Source organism: Photobacterium chitinilyticum (assembly GCF_004104355.1).
GTDB classification, from domain to species: Bacteria; Pseudomonadota; Gammaproteobacteria; order Enterobacterales; family Vibrionaceae; genus Photobacterium; species Photobacterium chitinilyticum.
The window spans coordinates 1-396 of sequence record NZ_RJLM01000239.1 but is presented as its reverse complement, the minus strand read 5'-3'; the positions used below and the strand labels follow the sequence as shown (position 1 = coordinate 396).

General features: G+C 29.3%; 1 protein-coding gene. It reads right to left on the bottom strand.

The window, feature by feature from the left end; all coding sequences use genetic code 11:
- The coding region (locus EDI28_RS26585; RefSeq protein WP_128786730.1) for a restriction endonuclease subunit S at positions 1–396 on the bottom strand (396 nt) is incomplete at both ends.

Sequence of the window (396 nt, the reverse complement as noted above, 5' to 3'; positions counted from 1 at the left end):
CCTTGGGAAACAATAGAAATGTCCAAATCTTTCTTTTTAATCTTGCCTTCTTCAAAGAGTTTTTGTTTTTCTGCTCGTATTTTTTCAAGTAAAACTTCGACTGATTCATCATTTGGGTCTTGTTCAACTAATTTTCCTTGCATAGCATATTGAAGAATAGATTTTTTTAGTTTATCTGGAAATTCTTTATCTAGCTGTTCTAGTCTATTATAACTTTCAGCATATTCATCTACTTTTTCTAAAGCTGATTCGATTGCTTCTACTATTCGTTGTTGTTCGGATAGTGGGGGGAGAGCAATTAATAATAGATTAAAATTATAATCATTGATTGCAGGATAACTTGTTCCAGTAGATTTATTATTAACACGATTGATAAAATTATCTGATAATAAATAA